13 protein-coding genes are annotated in these 16,311 nt (G+C 46.8%); 5 read left to right on the top strand and 8 right to left on the bottom strand.

The annotated features are described in order from the left end of the window. Position 1 precedes the first annotated feature (1 nt). Positions 2-619: an FMN-dependent NADH-azoreductase gene (locus tag ACL9RG_RS02900; RefSeq protein WP_422791050.1), complete on the bottom strand. Its 618-nt coding sequence runs from the start codon at positions 617-619 to the stop codon at positions 2-4. A gap of 570 nt (positions 620-1,189) precedes the next feature. Between ACL9RG_RS02900 and hrpA the strand changes: the two genes are divergently transcribed. Then, positions 1,190-5,065: an ATP-dependent RNA helicase HrpA gene (gene hrpA, locus ACL9RG_RS02905; RefSeq protein ID WP_422791051.1), complete on the top strand. Its 3,876-nt coding sequence runs from the start codon at positions 1,190-1,192 to the stop codon at positions 5,063-5,065. Between the two features lie 71 nt (positions 5,066-5,136). Here hrpA and ACL9RG_RS02910 read toward each other — a convergent pair whose 3' ends face one another. The 3 genes from ACL9RG_RS02910 to ACL9RG_RS02920 form a co-directional block, all read right to left on the bottom strand. Beyond that, positions 5,137-5,988, bottom strand: coding sequence for a trypsin-like serine peptidase (locus tag ACL9RG_RS02910; RefSeq protein ID WP_422791052.1), 852 nt, complete (start codon positions 5,986-5,988; stop codon positions 5,137-5,139). Positions 5,989-6,344: 356 nt separating this feature from the next. After that, positions 6,345-6,923, bottom strand: coding sequence for an acid resistance repetitive basic protein Asr (asr, locus tag ACL9RG_RS02915; protein ID WP_422791053.1), 579 nt, complete (start codon positions 6,921-6,923; stop codon positions 6,345-6,347). A gap of 464 nt (positions 6,924-7,387) precedes the next feature. Next, on the bottom strand, positions 7,388-8,065 hold the full coding sequence (locus tag ACL9RG_RS02920) for a DNA-3-methyladenine glycosylase family protein (protein ID WP_422791054.1): 678 nt from the start codon (positions 8,063-8,065) through the stop codon (positions 7,388-7,390). 225 nt (positions 8,066-8,290) lie between these two features. Here ACL9RG_RS02920 and ada point away from each other — a divergent pair, with 225 nt between their 5' ends. The 3 genes from ada to ACL9RG_RS02935 all read left to right on the top strand — a co-directional run bounded on the left by ada (position 8,291) and on the right by ACL9RG_RS02935 (position 10,834). Further along, positions 8,291-9,355, top strand: coding sequence for a bifunctional DNA-binding transcriptional regulator/O6-methylguanine-DNA methyltransferase Ada (gene ada / locus ACL9RG_RS02925; protein ID WP_422791055.1), 1,065 nt, complete (start codon positions 8,291-8,293; stop codon positions 9,353-9,355). Further along, complete coding sequence (locus ACL9RG_RS02930; protein WP_422791056.1) at positions 9,352-10,080, top strand: 2OG-Fe(II) oxygenase; 729 nt, start codon at positions 9,352-9,354, stop codon at positions 10,078-10,080. Before ada ends, ACL9RG_RS02930 begins: the two co-directional genes overlap by 4 nt. A gap of 277 nt (positions 10,081-10,357) precedes the next feature. Further along, positions 10,358-10,834 carry an ester cyclase gene (locus tag ACL9RG_RS02935; protein ID WP_422791057.1) on the top strand — a complete coding sequence of 159 codons (477 nt, stop codon included), beginning with the start codon at positions 10,358-10,360 and terminating at the stop codon, positions 10,832-10,834. A gap of 165 nt (positions 10,835-10,999) precedes the next feature. Here ACL9RG_RS02935 and ACL9RG_RS02940 read toward each other — a convergent pair whose 3' ends face one another. The 4 genes from ACL9RG_RS02940 to folM form a co-directional block, all read right to left on the bottom strand. Next, positions 11,000-12,481 carry a carboxypeptidase M32 gene (locus tag ACL9RG_RS02940; RefSeq protein WP_422791058.1) on the bottom strand — a complete coding sequence of 494 codons (1,482 nt, stop codon included), beginning with the start codon at positions 12,479-12,481 and terminating at the stop codon, positions 11,000-11,002. A 125-nt stretch (positions 12,482-12,606) separates the two neighbouring features. Further along, complete coding sequence (gene rstB, locus ACL9RG_RS02945) at positions 12,607-13,911, bottom strand: two-component system sensor histidine kinase RstB (protein ID WP_422791059.1); 1,305 nt, start codon at positions 13,909-13,911, stop codon at positions 12,607-12,609. Then, entirely contained in the window at positions 13,908-14,639 is a 732-nt protein-coding gene (gene rstA, locus ACL9RG_RS02950; protein WP_422791060.1) for a two-component system response regulator RstA, read from the bottom strand. The genes rstB and rstA overlap by 4 nt, the downstream gene beginning before the upstream one ends. Before the next feature lie 280 nt (positions 14,640-14,919). After that, positions 14,920-15,642, bottom strand: a complete 723-nt coding sequence (gene folM, locus ACL9RG_RS02955; RefSeq protein WP_422791179.1) for a dihydromonapterin reductase — start codon at positions 15,640-15,642, stop codon at positions 14,920-14,922. 195 nt (positions 15,643-15,837) lie between these two features. On the opposite strand from folM, the gene ACL9RG_RS02960 reads away from it, so the two are divergent. Beyond that, the gene (locus tag ACL9RG_RS02960) at positions 15,838-16,254 is read left to right on the top strand and encodes a hypothetical protein (RefSeq protein WP_422791061.1); all 417 of its coding nucleotides are present in this window, start codon (positions 15,838-15,840) and stop codon (positions 16,252-16,254) included. Positions 16,255-16,311: the final 57 nt, after the last annotated feature.

The following is a 16,311-nucleotide window of genomic DNA, read 5'->3' on the forward strand; positions in this document are numbered from 1 at the left end:
CTTAAGCAGCAATCACGCGCTGTACAGCGTCGTTGATCAATACTTTGGCTTCGTCTTTAGTTTTAGCAGCAGCTTCTGGGCCGTAAGCCATACCTTCAGCGAAGATCACTTCTACATCTTTCATACCCAGGAAGCCCAGGAACAGTTTCAAGTATGGCGCAACCAGGTCGCTTGGGGTTTCTTTATGAATACCACCACGGCTGGTCAGTACGACAACGCGTTTGCCAGTCACCAAGCCTTCTGGACCTTTCTCAGTGTATTTAAACGTCACGCCAGCACGGGCAACCAAGTCAAAATAGTTTTTCAACTGAGTAGGAATGTTAAAGTTGTACATTGGTGCAGTAATCACTACAACGTCATGAGCTTGCAGTTCAGCGATCAATGCATCAGACAGGGCCAATGCTTCTTCTTGACGCGCGCTCAGGGTTGCACCTGATGGACGCAGTGCACCAACCAATTCACCATCCAACACCGGAATTGGGTTAGCAGCCAGGTCACGAACGGTAATTTGTGCGTTGCTGTTAGCAGCCTGGAATTGGCTCACGGCATAATCAGCCAGTTGGTTAGACTGAGAGTTGTCTGCCAGAATACTTGATTTAAGAACCAGAATTTTGCTCATTCGGTAATTCCTTTGCGTTGTGTGATGTTAGAACTATACGTCCTAAGAATGTCACTACTGTATTCAGAATAGTTATTCAGTGATAGCGCAATATTTCGAGGAGTTCGTTCGATTTTATTGAACAACATAATCCCCGTCATCTTTCGAGCTATGGCGTTGTTGGCTGCCTTCAGTCGCCCGAATCACTTACTTATGTAAGCTCATCGGGACTCGTTCAGTTGCCGCCTAGCCACAACTCGAATGATTTAGGGGATTTAGGAGCATCCTTTAACTGTAGCGTTGTTGGCTGCAGTTACTCGGCTCATCCTTGAGCCTCGCCCCGTTGGGGCCGCTGCAAGCAGCGTTCAAATCTGCTCCTGGCAGATTTGTCAGTCGCCCGCCTAGCTGCAGCTCGAATGATTTAGGGAAACTTGCCGCGGATCTGCTGCGGACTCACTTTCTTAAAATTCTCTATGTTGTGGTAATATAGCGACATTATGGCGGCGTGAGGCCGCCACTTATTTTTACCTGTTGCGCCGATACTTTCCCCTCTGCGGCAGGTAATGAATTGATGATGAAAGGACAGCGAACGTGAAATCCCCGCTCGAAGCACTATCGGCCCAGCTTGATGGGCTGATGCTACGCGATCGCCAACGCTTGCAACGCCGTTTGCAAGGGGCGAAAAAAATTAGCGATCCCAATGCGTTATTGGCACTCAGCCAAGAACTCGAGGTGCAATTAACGGCGGGGTTGCAGAAGGTTAGTTCCCGTGAGGCGTCACGTCCGCGCATTACTTATCCTGATAACCTGCCGGTTAGCCAGAAGAAACAGGATATCTATCAAGCTATTCGTGACCACCAAGTGGTGATCGTCGCGGGTGAAACCGGTTCGGGTAAAACCACGCAGATCCCGAAGATCTGTATGGAGTTAGGGCGCGGTATCAAAGGGCTGATCGGCCACACTCAGCCGCGTCGTCTAGCCGCTCGTACCGTGGCTAGCCGTATTGCTGAAGAGTTGGAAAGTGGCCTGGGTAATACGGTGGGCTATAAAGTTCGTTTTAACGATCAGGTAGGTGAAAATACGCTGGTCAAACTGATGACCGACGGTATTTTGCTGGCGGAAATTCAGCAAGATCGCATGTTGATGCAATATGACACCTTGATTATCGATGAAGCGCATGAGCGTAGCCTCAATATCGATTTTATCCTCGGCTATTTGCGTCAACTATTGCCAAAGCGCCCGGATCTCAAAGTGATCATCACCTCGGCGACTATCGATCCGCAGCGTTTCTCTAAACATTTTAACAATGCACCCATCATCGAAGTATCAGGGCGAACATATCCGGTTGATGTGCGTTATCGGCCAATTGTTGAAGACGCCGACGATACTGACCGCGACCAGTTGCAGGCTATTTTTGATGCGGTAGATGAGCTGGGGCGTGAAAGTCGTGGCGATATCCTGATCTTTATGAGTGGTGAACGAGAGATTCGTGATACCGCCGATGCGTTGAATCGTCTGGATTTGCCGCATACTGAGATCTTGCCGTTGTATGCGCGATTGTCTAATAGCGAACAGAACCGGGTATTCCAGTCACATTCGGGGCGGCGCATTGTGCTGGCAACTAACGTGGCAGAAACCTCGCTAACCGTGCCGGGTATCAAATACGTGATTGACCCAGGTACGGCACGCATCAGCCGCTATAGCTTCCGTACCAAAGTGCAGCGCTTGCCTATTGAGCCTGTTTCTCAGGCGTCGGCTAACCAGCGTAAAGGGCGTTGCGGGCGTGTATCGGAAGGTATCTGTATTCGCCTGTATTCTGAAGACGATTTCCTCTCACGGCCAGAATTTACCGATCCTGAAATTCTGCGTACCAACCTGGCGTCAGTTATTTTACAAATGACCGCTTTAGGTTTGGGGGATATCTCGGCATTTCCTTTTGTACAAGCGCCGGATAAACGCAATATTCAAGATGGCGTTCGTTTACTTGAAGAGCTCGGTGCACTTAATAACGCCGAAAATGGCCGTTATACGTTAACCGAGCAAGGGCGTCGGCTGGCGCAATTACCCGTTGATCCGCGCTTAGCTCGCATGGTACTTGAGGCGCAAAAAAGCAGCTGTGTGCGTGAAATGATGATTATCACCGCGGCGTTGTCTATTCAAGACCCACGTGAAAGACCGGTGGATAAACAGCAGGCTTCCGATGAGAAACATCGTCGATTTGCGGATAAAGATTCTGATTTCCTGGCGTTTGTTAATCTGTGGGATTACCTGCAAGAACAACAAAAAGCCCTGTCATCAGCACAGTTCCGTAAGCTGTGCCGCAGTGATTTTCTCAACTATCTGCGCGTGCGCGAATGGCAAGATATCTACACGCAGTTACGACAGGTTGTTAAAGAACTCGGTTTTGCAGTAAATAGCGAACCTGCGGATTACCTGAGTATTCACTGTGCCTTACTGACCGGATTGCTGTCGCATATTGGCCAAAAAGATGTCGATAAGCAGGAATATACTGGCGCACGTAATGCCCGCTTTGCCATTTTCCCTGGTTCTGGATTATTTAAGAAGCCGCCCAAGTGGGGCATTGTTGCCGAGTTGGTAGAAACCAGCCGTCTTTGGGGGCGTATTGCGGCCCGTATTGAACCAGAATGGGTCGAGCCATTAGCCAAACATTTGGTGAAATACAGCTACAGCGAGCCACATTGGGAAAAAGCGCAGGGCGCGGTGATTGCCGCTGAAAAAGTCACCTTGTATGGTTTACCGATTGTGGCAAACCGCAAAGTGAATTATGGCCATATTGACCCAATACTCTCGCGTGAATTGTTTATTCGTCACGCGTTGGTGGAAGGCGATTGGCAAACGCGGCATGCATTTTTCCGCGACAATCAGCGTTTGCGCACTGAAGTTGAAGAGTTGGAGCATAAATCTCGTCGCCGCGATATTTTAGTCGATGATGAAACCCTGTTTCTGTTCTACGACCAGCGTATCGGGCGTGATGTGGTTTCCGGTAAGCATTTTGATAGCTGGTGGAAAAAACAACCTGCCGACAGCTTAAACTTTGAAAAAAGCATGCTAATCAAGGAGGGGGCCGGGAATGTCAGCGCGCTGGATTACCCGAACTTCTGGCATCAAGGCAACCTTAAATTGCGTGTTACTTACCAGTTTGAACCGGGTAAAGAGGCTGATGGCGTCACCGTACATATTCCGCTGCCGTTGCTCAATCAAGTGGAAGAGCAAGGTTTTGATTGGCAAATACCCGGTATTCGCCGTGAGCTGATCATGGCGTTGATTAAATCATTGCCTAAACCCGTTCGACGTAATTTTGTGCCTGCACCGAACTATGCCGAGGCATTTTTGGGCCGCGCTACGCCTTTCGAGCTGCCGTTGCTGGAGTCGATGGAGCGAGAATTACGACGCATGACAGGTGTGACGGTGTCACGTGATGACTGGCAGTGGGATCAGGTCCCCGATCATCTAAAAATGACTTTCCGCGTGGTAGATGATAAACACAAAACCTTACGCGAAGGGAAAAGCCTGACGGCGCTAAAAGCCTCTTTAAAAGAGCAGGTTCAACAGACGTTATCCGCTGTTGCCGATGATGGGATTGAACAAAACAACCTTCATGTCTGGAGCTTTGGCACCTTACCCGAATGCTATGAGCAAAAACGCGGTGGCTATGAGGTGAAAGCCTATCCGGCGTTGGTGGATGAGAAAGACAGTATCGCGATTCGCTTGTTTGATAGTGAGTTGGAGCAGCAGCAGGCAATGTGGCAGGGAACCCGGCGCTTGTTATTACTCAATATCCCTTCGCCGATAAAATACCTGCATGAGAAACTGCCGAATAAGGCCAAATTGGGACTTTATTTTAACCCTTACGGTAAGGTTCTGGATCTTATTGATGACTGCATCTCTTGCGGTATCGATAAATTGATTGCGGAATCTGGCGGGCCGGTATGGCAAGAGCAAGCATTTACCCAATTGCATGAGCATGTCCGCGGACATCTCAATGACGCTGTGGTAGGTATTGCTATCCAGGTAGAACAGATCCTGACGACGGTATTTAATATCAATAAGCGTCTAAAAGGGCGTATTGATATGAGTTTGGCGCTGGCGTTGTCTGATATTAAAGCGCAAATGTCAGGACTGATTTACCGCAATTTTGTTACCCAGAATGGTTGGAAGCGTTTACCTGATACGTTGCGTTATCTACAAGCGATTGAACGACGGATGGATAAGCTGGCGGTTGATCCTCATCGCGACCGAGCGCAGATGCTCAAAGTAGAAAGTGTGCAAAATGCCTGGCAACAGTGGCTGAATAAATTGCCGCCGGTGCGTCAGCAAAGTGAAGATGTTAAAGAAGTTCGCTGGATGATTGAGGAGTTGCGTGTCAGTTATTTCGCGCAGCAATTGGGGACACCTTATCCTATTTCTGATAAGCGTATTTTGCAGACGATGGAACAGTTGTCTTAAGGTTGGATTTATATCGAAATAAAGGACTTTGTAAGGTATGCAAAGTCCTTCATTGAAGGTAGGCGTCGGTGTTATTGATCGAGCTGGTTATTACTCAACGCTTGCAACGTTTCACGAATAGCCGGTACTGATACCGCGCGATTATCTGCTAAATTGCGGTCTTCGGCCGCAGGTGCAGAGCTTTGGATCGCCACTAAAGACCAGCTATCGCCTTGCTTAAGCAGCAGCGGTGAACCGCTGTCTCCTGGCAATGTATCACAACGATGTGCTAACACGCCTGGCTCAGCCCAGCCGGTAATAAGACAATCTTTATCGCTATAAAGATCGTCAAGATGATCTTCTGGATAACCCGCCTGAGTAATTTTACGGCCCGCTACTTTCAACGCGGCGGTCAACTCTTTCCTGCTACCTTGCCACAGCGGTAAAGGTTTGATCGGTAATTTGCTGGTATCACCTTTAATGCGCACTAAGGCAAAATCATAAGGTGCGGCTTTCGATGGCACAATCCAACCATCGCCATCTGCTTTTAGTTTTTTACCTAACGCAGGATCGACCAGTGTTTCAAGATCTGTTAACTGATAACGCCATTTTTCGTTGTGAGAAACAAAACGCAGCGCGATAACTTTATCGATGTTTCCCGTCGGTGCTAATACACAGTGTCCAGCGGTTAACAGTAAGTGTGGAGAAATCAGAGTTGCAGTACAAAGATTACCACTCTCTGTTTCAATCTGTCCGATAGCTTGCCAAGGCCACTGCTGTGTATCGGTGATCTTGATACGGTCATCATGGCCAAAAAACAGTGCGGTTTTTTCTTTCAGGCTAATTGATGGTGCATCGGAATCGTCATCTGAGCTGGATGAGTCAGCATGAGCGGGTAGGGTAAACAACAAAGAGCACAAGACAAATGGTAAAGCGATACGCATATCATTCTGACCTTGAGTACAGGGATTTCCCCAGAAATAATATTAATGTAGATGGCGTTGATTATAGTCGGGAATTTTTTTTAGGTAATACGTATTCGGGCACTGAACGATTTTTGGGATAATTTGCTGACTACAAACTTATCTGTGGCTCAGAAATAGAAGAACAGTGTAATCAAGCCACATAAGATGAGAGAGCTTAGGGTGATTTCGAACAAGTATCGGCGCAGCATTGTTCATCCATACCTCAAGGTAGCTTATTTACATGGAGATCATCGGCTTTGAAAAAAAACACCCGGCGAACCGGGTGTTAAATAATCAGTCATGAAATTGTGATAGAGGGCTATCACCAAGACGTCTTACTTAGCTGCTGGAGCAGCTTTTTTCACAGAATGTTTTTTCACGTGTTTTTTAGCAGCTTGAGCTTTTTGAGCTACTGGAGCAGCTTTTTTAGCAGCGTGATGTTTTACGTGTTTTTTAGCAGCCTGAGCTTTCTGAGCTACTGGAGCAGCTTTTTTAGCAGCGTGTTTTTTCACGTGTTTTTTAGCAGCTTGAGCTTTCTGAGCTACTGGAGCAGCTTTTTTAGCAGCGTGTTTTTTCACGTGTTTTTTAGCAGCCTGAGCTTTTTGAGCTACTGGAGCAGCTTTTTTAGCAGCGTGTTTTTTCACGTGTTTTTTAGCAGCTTGAGCTTTTTGAGCGGCAGCTTTTTTTGCTTTCTTAGCTTTATGCGCTTTCTTAGCAGCATGATGCTTAGTAGTTTCAGCTTTCTTAGCTGGAGCAGCAACCGGAGCGGCAGCAGCAGGAGCTGGTGCAGCAGCTGGAGCAGCGGCAGGAGTTGCTGGAGCGGCAGCCGGAGCAGCAGCAGTAGTGTCAGCAGCGAAAGCGGCAGAAGACAGGCCCATTGCAGCGGCAACAACCAGAGCTAATACTTTTTTCATCGTTAATTCCTCAGAATTTTTAGTTTAAGTTTCCACCCCACTGCGGGGCCGGTAGGAGAAATATAGGCTTGTCCGTTGTCATTGTCCGTGAGTGATTGGTTTCGGCGTGTAACCGTATGTACAAAGCTAAAATTTATTATTATTCAATTGCTTAAGGTTTTCCTCCTTTCTGGAAATAGTCTAAAAGCCCTTTTTAGTTACAACATACATATGAATTGTGTAAAGCTAGCTCTCTTTTAGCCCACCTTTTGTTGCCGATCTGCGGAATTTGTTAGCAGTTATTGAGAACATTCTTAGTAGCGTACATCGGGATTTGAAAAAATAAGGGAGGGTAGACGTTAAAATTATTAAATAAGTACAGGTGAATGGGCAAAATAACGAGTATTGCCGCATTGAGCGCGGGCCAATAAGATTTGGCTGGGTCCGTAGAGGTCTTATTGGCCACAGCGTAAGCCGCTATTGCGTTATGTTACTACCGCTCTATTCGCCTTAAATGCCAGATAGTCAGGTAACTGTGGAATGCGCCACAGATACCATGCCGCAATAGTGCGGTAGGGCGCGCATATTTCACTGAATGCTTTTAGTTGGCCTTTGCTCAGCTTTGATGAAGGAGCATGCAGGTAATGCAGACCTTGCTGAATACCAAAATCATCCAGAGGCATAATATCTATACGTTCCAGCGTATAGATGAGCAGCATTTCCACCGTCCATCGGCCAATTCCTTTTAACGCTGTGAGCTTGGCGATCAACTCTTCGTCGCTATATCCAGTTGCTGCAACTCGTGATGGAACCTGCCCGCTCATAGCGCCTTGCGCAATTGCTTTCAATGTTTCTGCCTTGCGGGCCGAGAATCCGCATTGGCGAAGAATATCGAGATCTACGTCTATCAATTGTTGTGGCAGTGGAAAGGATATCGCATCCGTGTGAAATGCCGAGCGCAGCCGGCGCAAAATGGCATCACCAGCCTTTGCGCTAATCTGTTGATAGGCAATTGCGCGAATCAAGGCTTCATAAGGTTCGCGTTCAGGTTTGGCTTCATGTTTGCAGGGGCCTATCTCGGTGATAAGTGAAGCCCAAATAGGATGCTGCGATAAATAGGCGCAGGCGTGTGAGTATATCGCCTCGCGGGAGGAGAAAATCATAACTACTCTCATGCTATCAATAATAGAAGAAAGCGAATCTACGTTTTTTTGCGATTTTTACCCTACGAAAGTTGCTTTTCAATTAATTGGCTCTGTTTTATTAAGAGGAGACTAAAGACAAGGTTGTGACGTTCTAAAAATTAAAAAGCAAAAGACGGAGTGTTGCTTTGCGTAAGAAATAACAAAATACAGTACGACTGATGAAAAATACGACAGGTGATACACATGAACAAAACAATCTCGTGGGCAACTGATGAGGCACGCTGGCAGGCCATTGTTGACCGTAACAAAGATGCTGACGGCCATTTTGTCTATGCAGTACGTACCACCGGTGTGTATTGCCTGCCATCGAGTGCTTCACGTTTACCTAAGCGTGAAAACGTAGAGTTTTTTGATACTGCAGAGGCTGCACAACGACAGGGGTATCGCCCAAGTAAACGACTCCGTCGTGGCCAGCCAGAGTTGCAAGAGAGTTACGTGGCAAAAATAGCCGAAGCTTGTCGCTACATCGAACAAAGCGAAGACGAAAATAAATTAGTGGATATTGCTGAACATGTTGGCATGAGTTCATTCCATTTTCACCGCTTGTTTAAGGCGACGACCGGATTAACACCGAAGGCATATGCGAGTGCGCATCGCTACCGTCGTTTACGCGACAGCCTGGATGATACCGGTAGCGTAACCGATGCTATTTTCGACGCTGGATTTAATTCGAACAGCCGTTTTTATGAATCTTCAGCAGCGATTTTAGGCATGACTCCCAAGGCTTGGCGTGCTGGCGGTAAAGGCACAAAGATTTATTTTGCATTGGCAATTTGCTCTCTAGGCGACATCTTAATAGCGCAGAGTGAAAAGGGGATTTGTGCCATTTTGCTTGGCGATGATCCGAGCAAACTTTTGCAAGATTTGCAGGATAAATTTCAACATGCTGAATTAATTGGTGCAGATGCTCAGTTTGAACAGGTCGTATCCCGTGTCGTTGGTTTTATCGAAGCGCCAGAGATTGGCTTGGATCTACCGCTAGATATTCGTGGTACAGCGTTTCAACAGCGGGTATGGCAAGCTCTGCGTGATATTCCAGTGGGCGTGACTGTCAGCTATAGCGATATTGCACAACGTATCGGTTCGCCTAAAGCTGTGCGCGCTGTTGCAGGAGCCTGCGCGGTAAACATGTTAGCTGTGGCGATACCTTGCCACCGGGTAATAAAAAACGATGGCGCCCTGTCTGGTTATCGTTGGGGGATAGAGCGTAAGCGTGCATTGTTGGACAGAGAGGCAAAAGCATCATGAGTTTTTTGCCAACATCTCGCACGGTAAGAAAAGAGCTGACGAGTATTGATTGGGAAGATGTCAACCAACAGCTGACAGCTTATGGATGTGCTCGACTAAAACAAGTATTGAGTGCTGAAGCCTGTGATGAATTGGTCGCGTTATATCCACAAAGTGGTTTATTTCGCAGCCATATTCATATGGCCAGGCATGGATTTGGCAAGGGCGAGTATAAATATTTTGGCTATCCTTTGCCGGATCTCATCACGCAACTGCGTACGGCCTTGTATCCTGGCCTGGCCGTTATCGCCAATCGCTGGAATGAACAGATGAAGATTGATGTTCGCTACCCGCCCGTGCATCAAGATTATTTGCATCTCTGCCATGAGGCGGGGCAGCTCAGGCCAACGCCTTTGTTATTGCAATATGTCGCGGGTGACTATAATTGCTTGCATCAAGATTTATATGGCGAACGGGTTTTCCCATTGCAAGTTGCATTTCTGCTTTCCGCGCCAGGTGACGATTTTAGCGGCGGTGAATTTGTTATGACTGAACAGCGTCCGCGCATGCAGACACGTCCTGAGGTTGTCAGTCTACAAAAAGGTGATGCAGTGATTTTCGCAGTCAGCCACCGTCCAGTTCAAGGATCGAAGGGGACTTACCGGGTCAATATGCGTCATGGCGTAAGCAAAATTCATAGCGGTAAGCGTCACACACTAGGCATTATTTTCCACGATGCTGTATAAGTAAGCGGGCAACCATTGGATTAAAATACATCAGCGTTAACTTCACTGTGATAATAAGTGTGAATTAAAAAAGAACGTTATGTTCAAATTCCTTCAGGCCGAAAGATATATTATTTAATCTTTCGGATTTTTATTTTCCTTGATTTATTTTATGAGAATAATTAATTACTCAGCAAGAAACAGAGATTTCACTTGTCAGTAAGTGGATATATTAACTCCTGCGATGAGCAATTGTCGTGTTTAATTTTTTAATATAAAGAATAATGGGAGTGAAGTGATGAGTAAAAATAAAGAATTGGTTGCTAAGTGGTTTGATGCGGTTTGGGGAGCTAACTATAATCCTACGATAATCCGCGAGTTGGCTGCTGACGACATCGTATTCAATTATCCGATGCATGGTGAATTTCATGGTCCAGAATCCGTTATCGCTATGTTGACTGATTTTCGTGAGTCTTTCGAAGACTTAAACTTCTGGGCAACCGGTGAGATGATCGAAGAAGGAAACAAAGTGGTTGCCACTTGGGATGGCGGTGGCAGCCATACTGGTAAAGCCTTTACCGCATCACCATTTGGTGGCCTACTGCCAGCCAACTCAGGCAAAGTTGTTCGTTTCACTGGTACTACTATCATTGAAATTGAAAATGGCAAAGTGAAGTCTGAAGCAGGCCAGGAAGGGGCGATTGATGCATTGTTGCAAATGGGACTGGTAAAAAAACAGGTTAATGATTTATCGTCTTTACATTATGATATTTAGGATGTAATAACTCTATTTCAATAATATAGATACCTGAATATTATTTATTACCTTACTCAAGCCGAGAGTAGTATCTATTCTCGGCTTTGTAGTGTTATTAAGTCGGTAAATATTATAGGCTCTATATTAACTCAGAGCCTATAAATTATTCGTATTGATTAATTATTAAAGATAGCGGTTTTCTAAATGCTTGCGGAAATAGCTCGGATTAAGCGTTTCGCCGGTTGCATTTTTGATCAACTGATCGGTAGAGAAGCGGCTGCCGTGTTGCCAAATGTTTTGTTGCAACCACTGGAACAAGGAGGTCAGATCGCCACGAGCCAATTCATCTTTAAAGGATGGGATGGCTTTATCTGCGGTCTGGAACAGCTGCGCAGCGTACATCGCACCTAACGTGTAGGTTGGGAAATAACCGAAGCTGCCGTCGGTCCAGTGAATGTCTTGCATACAGCCGTTACGGTAGTTACCCAGCGTTTCTATACCCAGGTATTGCTGCATTTTACGATTCCACAGCGCAGGAATATCATCAACTTCAATTTCGCCTTCAATCAGGGCTTGTTCAATTTCGTAACGCAAAATGACGTGTGCCGGGTAGCTGACTTCATCGGCATCAACGCGGATCAAACCTGGTTTAACTTGCTGGTTTAGACGAATAAAACTCGCTTCATTCAGGTCTGCACGTTGACCAAATTGTTCAACAGCCAGCGGATAAAGCAGCTTCAGGAAGTTTTCATTACGGCCTAATTGCATTTCGAAAAGCAGGCTTTGCGATTCGTGAATGCCCATCGAGCGTGCTTTTCCAACCGGCTGGCCCAGCCACTCTTTTGGCAGGTTTTGCTCATAGCGAGCATGACCTGTTTCGTGAATGACGCCCATCATGGCGCTCAAGAACTCTTTTTCGTTGTAACGGGTGGTAATACGTACATCTTCAGGTACGCCACCACAGAACGGGTGAGCGCTGACATCCAGACGACCGCCGTCAAAGTTAAAGCCCAACAGCTTCATGACGCTCAGACCCAGTTGCTTTTGTTTATCGACAGCAAATGGTCCTTGTGGCGTGGTGAAATCCAGCGAGCTTTGTTTCTGCACAACTTTTTGCAGCAATTCTGGCAGCCACTGCTTCAAATCACCAAAGATACCGTCGAGTTTTGCGCTGGTCATGCCAGGTTCATAGTGGTCGAGCAGGGCATCATAACGGCTGGTGCCTGATGCTTGTGAGCGCAGTTCTGCTTCTTGGCGGCTCAACTTCACGACATCGCGTAGATTATCGACAAATCCTTCCCAGTCGTTAGCAGGACGCTGAATACGCCATGCGTTTTCACAACGAGCACCGGCCAGAGACTTGGCTTCTACCAGCGTTTCTGGCAGCAAAACGGCATAGTGATATTGACGGCTCATTTCATGTAAATTTGCCTGTTCAAAATCATTCAAATCCTCTTGCTTCGCTTGCTCTAACCACTGCCCAACCTGCTTATTGGTTAGAATCTGATGTTGCAACACGCTAAGTTCTGCAAGTGCTTCAGAGCGAGCACGACCACCATTCATTGGCATCATAGTCTGCATATCCCAGCCGGCGATGCTGCCAAGATGCTCGAAACGAGACAGGCGGGTGAAGGTGGCGCGAAGTTGTGAATAAGCGGTGGTCATAGTTAACTCCATGGTCAAGATAAAGAAGCATATACCGGTCATCGTTCAAGTTGCAGGGCCAGTGCTTTCGCTTACTGCCTGCAACTTGAAGTGTTTCGGGCATAGTTATTTTATTTTTGCGCGCATTATTGCGGTTCAATCGCTAGATTGAAAGTTGGTTTTACCGGCCAACTGAAACGAATGCTGGCACCGCCAAGCGGGCTGCTATCCACGCCAACCCGGCCTTGATATGCAACGGCAATCGAGTGAACGATAGCCAAGCCTAACCCGCAGCCTCCTGTTGCCCGGTCGCGACTTGGATCCAGACGAACGAAAGGCTCAAAGATACGCTGACGCTCTTCAGGCGGAATACCTGGGCCATCATCTTCAACTTGCAAACAGGCTTCGTCTCCTTCTAACCATAAACCAATCCGCATTTTCTGCTGTGCGTAACGTTGGGCGTTATTGACTAAGTTATCCAGCACGCGCTCCATCAGACGTAGATCGACGCCGCCAAAATCAGCGTGATGAGGGATAACTAGCTCGACGTCACGATCGGGATTGACCAGACGAAAATCATCAACTTTAACTTCTAGCCAGTTTCCCAAATTCACCTTGGCAAGATTAAGTGCAACCTGCGGGCGATCCAGACGAGCATAAGTCAACAGTTCATCAATTAATGATTCTAGCTGACCAATATCACGGTTGATGGCTTGTTGTTCGGTATCGGGTAGGTCTTCGCTGATCGCCAGACGGTAGCGTAAACGTACTAACGGCGTACGTAATTCATGAGCGATGCCGTCGATCAGCTGTTTCTTGCTGGCGATCAGGGTGTTGATGTTATCAGCCATCTGGTTAAAGGCGATCCCTAAACGATTCAAACTGGAGGTTGAGTCGAAATTAGTTCGCTCATCAAGATGTCCATTACCTAATCGAAGCGCCGAATTTTCTAATTTGAGCAGGTCTTGCCAATGCGGCCGCATCCACAGGAAAACCGGCAGGGCAAGAGATAAGCCGATAAAGATTAGCAAACCTAAATCCAGCAGGCGCATTTCATGCATATAAAACAGATACGGAATTGGCCCCACGACGAGAACATAATGACTACGTGGTACGCGCTGTATAAACGTGTATTCACTGTCGAGTGCGACAATTTCGCCACGGCGTAACAAATCGTCTTGCTCGGCGGTGAGCTTGCGTTTGCCGATAGGTTCAATATGCAGCTTGAAAGAAAGATTCAGCTCCAATGTACTAATGGTCTTGTTCCAGTCTTTGATCGGGATTTCACGCAGCTCACTGCGCATCAGATACAGCGAGCTTTTCATCAAATCATTCATTGACTGACGACCGGTACGTTCAGCTGTGACTTTGTAAACCAGCCCAACCAACATGGCCATTACTAGGAAGCACACCAGCAATAGTAGAAAGAACTGGACGAAAAGTTTTCTCATTCCTGTGCTGACTCCCAGGCATTGGGGGCGAATAGATAGCCTTTATTGCGCACGGTTTTAATGCGGAAGGGTTCCAGAGTATTGTCGTAAAGTTTGCGCCGCAAACGTGAGATAGCCACATCAATACTGCGGTCCAAACCATCGTAGCTCACACCGCGTAGGTTAAGCAGCAGCGCCTCTCTATCCATAATGCGTCCTGCGTGCGTTGCCAGCTCCCACAGGAGGTCAAAATCGGAGGTAGAAAGAATGATGGTTTCATCAATCAGCGTGACTTCACGGTTTACTGGGTCAATACGCAACTGACCAAACTGCAAGGCATTGCCGGTCTTTAACGATGGCGCTGGGGGCACTTCGCCAACAGATTGCTGCGGATTTTGCCGCAGATGTAAACGCAGCCGTGCTAACAACACCGCTGGCGGAGTTGTTTTTAAAATATAATCATTGGCACCCATTTCAAGTGACAAGATGTGGTTCATATCGCTATCGAGCGAGGTCAGTAACACAATCGGTCCGCTATACGACGGGCGTAAATCCCGACATAACGTCATGCCATCCTTGCCGGGCAACATGATATCCAGCAGCACTAAGTCTGGGCGTTCCTTCGCAATGCGTGCCTCCGCGGTATCTCCGCGCGGCTCAACGAGCACTTCAATATCGTGCTTGCCTAGATAAGCGGCAATCAGGTTGCCCACTTCTGCATCATCTTCTACAAAAACGATTCTATTCATTAGCCTGTTATGTAATGTAAAGTCAAACATCACCATAGCGCGAGCGGTGCTCAAGCGCTATGAGAGAAAATAACCGGCATATACCTCAAGAATATTGAGACCCAGCGACGGGTATAGACCCGTCATACTTCAAGATACAGGGATATTGGCTGCGGTTACTCGGTTCATTGATGAGTCTCATCTCGTCGCGGCTGCTGCAAGCCACGTTTAAGTCTGCTCCTGACCGATTTTCCTCTCGATTGCCGCTCGTCTGAATCTCAACGTTTCCTAGGTATAAACTTTATCTTAATCGGCGTCCACCATCGACGCCGTGGGTTTGTCCGGTTACATAGTTACTGCGTAAAATGTAATCCACCAGATGTACAATTTCTGTTTCACCCGGCTCAATTTTCATCAACGATTTATCTAACGCATGTTGCCGGTAAGCAGGCTCATCATCAGGATTGAATAAGATCAGTGCTGGAGCGATAGAGTTTACTTTCACTTCTGGCGCAAGCTTGCGGGCAAATGAAAGCGTCATGTTATCTAACGCGGCTTTACTGGCAGAATAGGCGATATGTTTTTTGCTGCCTTTTTCCACCACAAAATCAGTAATATGAATGATATCAGCTCCTGCGCTTCCTTGACCACGTAAACAGGTCTCCAGCAGCAAATTGAGCAGGTAAGGGGTATAAACGTGAATTTGCAGCATCATCGCCATGGTCTCTTCAGGCGGTGTTTGCGGGTTTTCTGCTACCCATGCACTGGCATTATGAATGATGGCACGCAATTTATCGGTTTCATTTTGCACTTGTTTCGCGAATTGATGGATACCCGCGTTGTCAGAAAAATCGGCCTGGATACAGCGAGCGCCCATTTCTATCAGTTTATCTAGTACAGGATAATGCTGGCGATAGCTGATAATTACGGGAATTTTCTGCTGTAAAAGGGATTCAGCAAGGGCCAGTCCAATACGGCGTGCGCCTCCGGTGATCAGCACTGGGGCAGCTTGGTTTTTTTCTATCAAGTAATGCTCCTGACTCGCTGGCAAAGTGTCAATAAACTATGACATATCAGAAAATGGGGCCACACCAATAAGCTATGTCATACCACTAAACTATGTCATTATAGTGAGCTATGCCATTATATAGTGATTGTTAGTTTCGCTTCATAACTATCATGTATTATCCCATCAATACTGGCCAGGAGAGGAATAAGGATGGCTGATGGTCGCCTGGTACCTAACGTGCGTACTGACAAAGCTTCTTTAGATTATATGGAGTATTTGTCGGCGTCGTGCAAAAAACACTGGAGCTTTCTTGATGCAATCTATGGCGTTTTGCCGTTTTTTGGCATGGTGCTTAGATCTCGCGCTATACAATCTAAATCGAAGCAAGAAAGGTTAAAAGCGCTGGCGTTGCAGGTGGTTTCTACTCAAGTCAGTGATGAGATTAATATCGTCCGGTTAATTGAATTAGCGAAGCAGCAACAGATTTACGACATTGATATTCACCTACCTTATTCGCTGACAGACGAACAACTCGTGTTTATCAAGGGTGAGAGCAAGCACTCAGTCGTGCTTAGCCAACGTGATGAGCATTTGTCGGTACAAATACGCTCTATTCAAGTGATGTAAACACCTTGTTTTAGAGGTAATAGCAGAAAAAAAAGCAGCCAATTGGCTGCTTTTTTA

The organism is Rouxiella sp. Mn2063, assembly GCF_049319665.1.
Taxonomy (GTDB): Bacteria; Pseudomonadota; Gammaproteobacteria; order Enterobacterales; family Enterobacteriaceae; genus JBMOUD01.